The organism is Aquibium sp. ELW1220, assembly GCF_030398385.1.
Classification (GTDB): domain Bacteria; phylum Pseudomonadota; class Alphaproteobacteria; order Rhizobiales; family Rhizobiaceae; genus Aquibium.
In genome coordinates, this window is record NZ_JAOAOQ010000044.1 from 40021 (window position 1) to 47409 (window position 7389).

Below are 7389 nucleotides of genomic sequence, written 5' to 3' on the forward strand. Positions count from 1 at the left end.
CCCATGCGCAGACGTGCTGCCACCCTTGCTTTCGGCCTCGCCCTCACGGGTATGGCCGCCGCCCAGGACGACCTCGGCACGCCCTATGTGCAGGCCTTCTGCGTGCTGGCCAATGCCGAGGACGGCATGGGCAGGCTCTATCTGGCGACGCCCGGCCTCAGCGACGCGATCATGGCGGCGCTTGGCGAAAACGAGAAGCTGCAGGCCGAGACGCCGGACGAGAAGCCGCCGCTCGGCGACGGCATTCCCTGGCAGAGCTTCCCCGATGTCGCCCCCGTGTGCGAGGCAGGCAGGACGGTGGCCGACGGCGACAGGCTGATCGCCGAGGTTCAGTACCGCTTCCCCGACCAGCCGGACGGCAACTGGATCGACCGGCTCGTGCTCGTGAAGGGTCAGGACGGCGCCTACACGATCGACGACGTGCTCTATGGCGAGGAAGGCGAGGACTCGTTGCGCGGCGCGCTGGCAAACGCCTTAGCCGAATAGCCTCAGGCTCCCGGCCAGATCGGCACGCGGCCGAAGGCGGGGATCTTCAGTGCAGGCCGGGCGATGTCCAGCCCGGCCACCAGACCCATGAAGTGGATCTCGACGCCGCTGCGGACGCCGAGCGCAAAGCCGGCGAGGCCGTTGAAGGTGACGTGCAGGTCCCGCCCGTCGGGGGCGAGGTCGACCGAGGCGACGCCGGGCGCATAGTCGCGGCCGGCGGCGTTGGGCGGCAGCGTCGCGCCGAGTGCGGGCACCTGCCGCAGCACGTGGGCGACGAAGCTGTTGGAGTTCGGCCCCGGCCAGATGCGGTAGTCGCCATTGTGCGACCAGGGATAGGAGGCGATCGCGGCGTCCATCTCGGCAAGCACGCCAAGGGCGCGCTCGCCGTCGGCCATCGCCACGAGCTCGGGCGCGTTGGAATACCAGCGCCCGTCGGCCGCCCAGCCGTCGCGGCGGATCGGCGAGCCCCAGCCGACCTTGTCGTAGCGTTCGTAGCGGGTGGAACCCGGCCGCTTGAGCACGATCCAGCTGTGCACCGAGAAGGCGCCCTTGAGGCCGCCGGTGCGGGCGGCGAACACATAGACGGCCGCCGCGTCGCGTTCGGGCGCGGCCGGCAGCATGCCGCTCGACGACCAGTCGGCCGAACGCCAGGAGCCGGGCCGGTCGACCAGCGACCACCAGCCGGCCGTGGCGACGGCGGGCGCGACGAACAGGATGGCGACCAGCATCGTCAGCAGCTTGAGCGTTTGCAGGATCCGAAAGCCTTTGCGTCTCATCATCGAAGGGAATAGGTGCGGGCGCAGGATTGAGACAGTGAAATCTTGGTGAAGCCATGGCGAACCCCGTCCTCGTGGAAGTGACGCGCGGCAACCGCGTCGAAAGCCGCCACCGCGGCGCGGTCGTCGTGGTCGATGCCGAAGGCGGCACGCTGTTCGAGACCGGCGATGCCGACCGGCCGGTCTTCCCGCGTTCCTGCATCAAGGCGATCCAGGCGCTGCCGCTGGTGGAGAGCGGCGCGGCCGATGCCTTCGGCTTCTCCAATGCCGATCTCGCGCTGGCCTGCGCCTCGCATTCCGGGGAGCCGGCGCATGTCGCGGGTGCGGCCGGGATGCTCGCCCGCGTCGGGCTGGACGAAAGCGCGCTCGAATGCGGCACGCACTGGCCGGGCAGCCAGGAGGCGACGCTGGAACTCGCCCGCGCGGGCGGCGCGCCGTCGCAGCTGCACAACAACTGCTCGGGCAAGCACGCCGGCTTCCTCTGCGCCTGCAATCACATGGGGCTCGCCCACCGCGGTTATGTCGACTACAGCCACCGCTACCAGGCGGTGCTGCGCGGGGCGATGGAGGAGGTGACGGGCGCGATCCACGACGAGGCCAATGCCGGCGTCGACGGCTGCGCCATCCCGACCTACGCCATTCCGCTGCGGGCGCTGGCGCTGGGCTTCGCGCGCATGGGCAGCGGCATCGGCATGGGCGTGGAGCGGATGAAGGCGGCCCGGCGGCTGCTTGCCGCCTGCATGGCCGAGCCTTTCCACATGTCGGGCAGCGGCACGATGGACCTCGCGCTGATGCAGGCCGGGCAGGGCCGCATCTTCGTCAAGACCGGCGCGGAGGCCGTCTATGTCGCGGCGCTGCCGACGCTCGGGCTCGGCATCGCGGTGAAATGCGACGATGGCGGCACGCGCGCCTCGGAGGCGATCGTGGCCGAGGTGCTGGCCGGCCTCTTTTCCGGCGACGAGGCGCTGTCGGCCCGCCTGCGCGACCTCGCCCGCCCGGCGGTAAGGAACCGCAACGGGACCGCGGTGGGGCAGGTGCGGCCGACGGAGGCGCTGGCCGCCCTGCGCTGAGCGCGAGCGGGGCGCGCGGGCGGCAGCCCTGCGCCGGTCGACGGCGACCGGGAGCGCGGCGCGTCAGCCGGCATAATTGGCCGCGAGCGTCAGATGCGCGAAGCCGGCGGCGCCGGCGAGCGCGAGGTCGCCTGTGGCGGGTTTCCCCCAGCGATGGCCGACGATGGCGCCGTTCGGCGTTTGCGAGATCATGTTGCCGGAGATGATCGCCGCGCCGGCGCCCTCCACGACGCTGACCGCGATGCCGGTGCCGGCCCGGCGGATGACGTTGCCGGTGGCGGAGACGTCGCGCAGGAACGACCCCCAGCCAAGCTGCAGGCCGTAGCGCGGCGCACCCTCGATCACGTTGCCGGTGACGGCGGTGTCGGCTTCCACGGTGATGCCGATGCCGAAGCCGGCGCCGGAGGATTCGTAGGGGCCGGTTTGCGCGAGGTTGCGGACGAGATTGCCGGAACAGACCGCGAGCCGCCCGCCCTTGTCGAAATTGACGATGGAGATGCCCTTGGCGGCGCCGTCGACGATATTGCTGGCGATCACCGCACCCTCGAAGGCGAATTCCGAATAGATCGCCGTCTCGCCCGAGCGCAGGCAGGTGTTGGCGGTGACCTGGAGGTTGCTGCCGCCGTTCGAGCGGATCGCCGAGAAGGCGCAGTCGGACACGTGATTGCCCGAAATCATGACGCTGCCGGCGCGGAACACGTTGATGCCGTTACCGACCTGGCCGGTGCCGCCGTCGCGCGCAAGAATGCGCTGCACGCGGTTGCCGGTGACCAGCGTGCCGTCCTCGCCGGGCGACCGGCGATGCACCAGGATGCCGCCATTGCCGCAATCCGACACCGTGTTGCCGGAAATCTCGATCCCGGTCGCGTCGACGCTGTAGAGGCCGAAATCCGCCGCGCCCGAGATCGTCGAGCGCGTGACGCGGCCGCCGCAGCGCGTGAGCGCCAGCGCGCTCCTGGCGCTGCCGACGAAGCCGCAGCCGTCGATGACCAGCCGCGCCACGTCGCGAAGGTCGAGCGACGCCCGCACGCCGTCGGCAAGCCCTCGGTTGGCACCGTCGAACACCAGGCCGGACAGCTCGATGTGCTCGGCCCCCTCGCAGACGAGGATTGGACCGTCACCGCCATGGGCGATGCGCGTGGCGCCCGGTACGCCCGACAGCACCAGCCGGCGCGGCAGGGTGATGGAGGAGACGACATAGGTGCCGGCCGGCAGCGCCACCGGCACGTCGCGCCCCGCGGCGGCCGCGAGCAGGCGCGCGAAGGCCCTGCTCTGGTCGTCGAAGCCGTGCGGCCGGACGCCGAACTCGGCGGCGTCGATCGCGCCGCGCAATGCCGCCGTCTCGAAACCGGACAGCACCTGGCCGCGCGCAGACGCGGTCCCTGCCGCCATCGCGGCGCCGGTGCCCGCGGCAATCGCCGCCCCCGCCAGTCCCGCCATGAAGCGCCGCCTGTCCAGCATCGGCACGTCCTCCTGGTGCAACGGTCGGGCCACGCAGGAAGCGTGCCAGACGGGGCAGGCGGCCCGCAAGGGTTGTTTCGCAGGGCCTCAGACCCCACCTTCCATCGATGAGCAGAGCATTCACCAGCAACGACGACAGCGATTCCGGCCTCAACGACATCGGCGAACGCCCGGTCAGCCCGCACCGCAACCTCGTGACCCGCGAAGGGCTCGCCGCGATCGACGCGCACCTCGCCGAATTGCACGAGCACTTCGCGCGGGCCGAAGCCGAGGCCGACCGCGAGCAGATCGCGCTCGTCTCGCGCGACCTGCGCTACTGGACCGCGCGGCGCGAGAATGCCGAACTGTCGGAGCCCGATCCCGGCAGCGATGTGGTGCGCTTCGGCATGAGCGTGACGATCGAGGACGAGGACGGAGCGGAGAAAACCTGGCGCATCGTCGGCGAGGACGAAGCCGACGCCGCGAACGGCACAATCAGCCACGTCTCGCCGATGGCGCTGGCGCTGTTCGGCAAGGGCGTCGGCGCGCTGGTGACGGTCGGCGGCAAGGAATGGGAGATCGTCGGGCTGGGGTGAGGGTGAGGGCGCCCGGCGGCGGGATCGGGCGGCGCGCCGGGCCGTTTCAGGTTGTCGAAATGCCCGGTTCCGATAGAAAGGCCGGCGAGGGAGCCTCTCCCTCCAGTGAGGCAAGGTATCGATCACCTGCGCAGCTTAACTGGCCGGGGCGTTCCGGCCATGGAGCGGCTTCACGCCGGGGAAACGCGTAGAGGCCCGGCATCCGGTAGTGGCGTTCGATCTCCGCGAAGCACCGGTTCGTGCCGAAGGCGTCGGCAAGCATGGCTCTCCGCTCTGCATCAGGGATATCTTCGTCACCGCTGTCCATCTCGAAGATGATCTGAACGGTCCCGGCCGAGACGACCAGCATCATGTCCTTCGGATCGAACTGAAGGAGCACCGTTTCGTTTTCCCGCACTCGGCTCGAAAGCAGTTCGGACGGCCTGCTTCTGCCGTGGAACCCGTCCATCGCCAGGGCGAGCTGGTCGCCGAAGACGTGGACGTCCTGTCGCAAACCCTCGGCGCCGTCGATCTGGAACCATTGCATCGCATGCGGAGGGCTCGGTTCGAAGTTGATTTCCAGCCGGCACCCCAAGCCACCTTCATACATCCAGTACAGCGGAAAGACGTCCTCGTTCGAGATATACGCCCAATCCCCGGGCGGCCCGAGCACGTCGGAAGTCGCCCGCAGGTCGAGTGCCGGCGTCAGCGGACCGAGGTTGCCCGTCTTCAGGAAATCACGAAACGAGGCAAGATGGGGCATGATCCGCTGATCTGATTGCGCCGACGTCGCCAGACGCGTCGGGGTGGTCTGACGGCGCGGCTACAATCGTGCTTCCCGGACCGGTTGTCCATCGAGGCCCTTTCCAGGCCGAAGCTCGTGCTGCGTTGGCTGTCTCGCGCAGCTTATCCGAGAATTGCCCCGTGAGCGCGGAAGAGCCTCGTCGCCGACGGGGTCCGGCGATGGCGCCTGAAACAGAATTGCCAATTCTGTTTCAGGCAATGAAGCTAAGCTCCAGAACCTCAGAAAGCCGAAGTCCTTTGCCACTTCAGGATGCCACGTCCTTTCTGGCCGGGAAACATCGGGTGTAACGTTTCTGCGGTAGTGATCGAGAGAATGTCGTCCACGATTGAAAATGTTCGCGCCTGTTCAGTGCCTACCCATCCGGGATGCCACGAAACCTCGACTTCGGTGACAAACTGATCCGCGCCGTCAATTCGGAAGCGACCTGAATAGGCCATCATACTCTTGAAAAGGTCAGCATCGCCGGACTCGTTATCGGAGGGCTTCCTGCCTTTGGAAGTGATGACGGTAATCATCCGGTTGTCGGGAGTTATGAAGATGTAGCCGAGCGGGTCGGCCCCGTACATGTCCCTGCACTCACCCGAGTCGGTCACAGCGAACTGGAGCGATAACAGCTTCCAAACACCAAGCAGGTTTTCGTGGCCCATATACACACCGCCTCGCTATCATTTCTTCACTGCCGAGTTGAAGGCGGTGAAATCAAATTCCCCGTCGGCACGGCCCAGGCAAATAGACAAGGGAAGTAAACTGGTCGAATGCTACCGGACAGTTGCCCGGAGCCTCGGCGTCGGGCATCCGGTTCAGCCTACCAAGACCGCTCGGACATTGAAACAGAATCATAGTATTCCGTTTCAACTTTCGCTGTCCTCCGCATGATCCCGGAAGAACGCGGCTGCGCCGGTTTCGTCGATCTCGCCGGCGGCCAGCGCCATCGTGAACACGTAGATCCGGCCGTCGTCGGCGGACATGCGATAACCGTTCAGGGCGAGGAAGAGCATGGCGGTGACGATGGCGGTGCGCTTGTTGCCGTCGACGAAGTGATGGTTGCGGGCGAGGCCGAAGGCAAAGGCTGCAGCGAGATCGAAGACGTCGGGCGTCCCGGAGGCGGCCTTGTTCTCGGCGCGATGCAGCGCGGACTCCAGCGCATTCTCGTCGCGCAGACCCTGCGCGCCGCCGTGCCGGCGCAGCTGCTCGGCGTGGAGCGCCTCCACGACCTGCCGGGTGGGGAACCGCCAGCTCATTCCGCGAGCTTCTGCAGCGCGACCTTGTAGCGATCCATGATCTCGCGCGCTGCCGCCATCTGCTCTTCGAACTTGTCCCCCGCCTTCCTGAGGACGATCCCGTCCTTGTCCTGCGAGACCACGACCGAGTCGCCCGCCTTGAGATTGAGGCTCTGGAGCAGGTCCTTCGGCAGGATGACGCCTTCGGAATTGCCGATCTTGCGGATGACGGTGTTCATGGCGAGGTCTCCTGTTGCAACGGACATTAGAACATTGGTCGCACAAAGTTGCAACAGGGGTTGGAACAGCCGGGACCGTGAAGTCTCGCATCGCAGGGCGGAAGCCCCCTCACCGTCACGCTTCGCGTGCCACCTCTCCCCCACTTCGTGAGGGAGAGGAATCGCCAATCGCGGATGCCGTGCTCCCTGTCCCCCGTGACATGTGGGAGAGGAGGGCGGTGGCGGGACGTCCCCGGGTCAGAGCAGTCGAAACCGCTCGCGCCTGCGGATCCGGATGGTGGAGAGGGCGAGCTTCGCCGTCTTCCTTGGTCTCGGGGGGCAGGAATGGAGCCGAGGCCGGGCCCTGCGGCGGCCTCCGGTCGCCGCCGTCCCCCCCTCCGTCGTCGCTTCGCGACGCCACCTCCGCCCCCACTTCGTGGGGTGGAGGACAAGAGGCCGCAGCGCTTCCGTCCGTCCTCCAACCCCACACAGTGGGCGGAGCTGCCGCAGCTCAGCGAAGGCGTCCGGATCCGGAATCCATTCCGAGACGTCGGCAGGAAGGAGGCTGACGCCCCCAGCGTCACGGAATGGATTCCGGACAGCCGCTCCGCGCTGCGCGCGGTTCGTATCCGGAATGACGCGGGTATGTCCGCCGGCACCGAGACTGCCTCCGCTCTTGCACGGCGTCCTCACCCCCGCCTTCGTCATCCCGGAACGGCGTCCGACGCGGAGCGAAGGACGACGTATCCGGGATCCACGCCTCGCCATCCATGCCCGCGATCCGGTCCACGACGAGGCA

At 67.9% G+C, this 7389-nt stretch carries 9 protein-coding genes; 3 read left to right on the forward strand and 6 right to left on the reverse strand.

Translation table 11 applies throughout. The features are described 5' to 3' along the window. The first annotated feature begins 3 nt into the window (after window positions 1-3). Entirely contained in the window at window positions 4-486 is a 483-nt protein-coding gene (locus N1F91_RS26125) for a hypothetical protein (protein WP_289996503.1), read from the forward strand. A 2-nt stretch (window positions 487-488) separates the two neighbouring features. Here N1F91_RS26125 and N1F91_RS26130 read toward each other — a convergent pair whose 3' ends face one another. Next, window positions 489-1238: a DUF3750 domain-containing protein gene (locus N1F91_RS26130; RefSeq protein ID WP_289996517.1), complete on the reverse strand. Its 750-nt coding sequence runs from the start codon at window positions 1236-1238 to the stop codon at window positions 489-491. Window positions 1239-1318: 80 nt separating this feature from the next. Here N1F91_RS26130 and N1F91_RS26135 point away from each other — a divergent pair, with 80 nt between their 5' ends. Further along, window positions 1319-2332 (forward strand): asparaginase, encoded by a 1014-nt coding sequence (locus N1F91_RS26135; protein WP_289996506.1) that lies wholly within the window; start codon window positions 1319-1321, stop codon window positions 2330-2332. A 63-nt stretch (window positions 2333-2395) separates the two neighbouring features. Here N1F91_RS26135 and N1F91_RS26140 read toward each other — a convergent pair whose 3' ends face one another. Beyond that, window positions 2396-3793 carry a TIGR03808 family TAT-translocated repetitive protein gene (locus N1F91_RS26140; protein WP_289996507.1) on the reverse strand — a complete coding sequence of 466 codons (1398 nt, stop codon included), beginning with the start codon at window positions 3791-3793 and terminating at the stop codon, window positions 2396-2398. A 107-nt stretch (window positions 3794-3900) separates the two neighbouring features. On the opposite strand from N1F91_RS26140, the gene greA reads away from it, so the two are divergent. After that, window positions 3901-4368, forward strand: coding sequence for a transcription elongation factor GreA (gene greA / locus N1F91_RS26145; protein WP_289996508.1), 468 nt, complete (start codon window positions 3901-3903; stop codon window positions 4366-4368). Between the two features lie 46 nt (window positions 4369-4414). Here greA and N1F91_RS26150 read toward each other — a convergent pair whose 3' ends face one another. The 4 genes from N1F91_RS26150 to N1F91_RS26165 all read right to left on the reverse strand — a co-directional run bounded on the left by N1F91_RS26150 (window position 4415) and on the right by N1F91_RS26165 (window position 6611). Next, entirely contained in the window at window positions 4415-5110 is a 696-nt protein-coding gene (locus N1F91_RS26150; protein ID WP_289996511.1) for a hypothetical protein, read from the reverse strand. Between the two features lie 260 nt (window positions 5111-5370). Further along, window positions 5371-5799 (reverse strand): lipocalin-like domain-containing protein, encoded by a 429-nt coding sequence (locus tag N1F91_RS26155; protein ID WP_289996512.1) that lies wholly within the window; start codon window positions 5797-5799, stop codon window positions 5371-5373. A 204-nt stretch (window positions 5800-6003) separates the two neighbouring features. Continuing rightward, entirely contained in the window at window positions 6004-6393 is a 390-nt protein-coding gene (locus N1F91_RS26160) for a type II toxin-antitoxin system death-on-curing family toxin (protein WP_289996514.1), read from the reverse strand. Further along, entirely contained in the window at window positions 6390-6611 is a 222-nt protein-coding gene (locus N1F91_RS26165; protein WP_289996516.1) for an AbrB/MazE/SpoVT family DNA-binding domain-containing protein, read from the reverse strand. Before N1F91_RS26165 ends, N1F91_RS26160 begins: the two co-directional genes overlap by 4 nt. Between the last annotated feature and the right edge of the window lie 778 nt (window positions 6612-7389).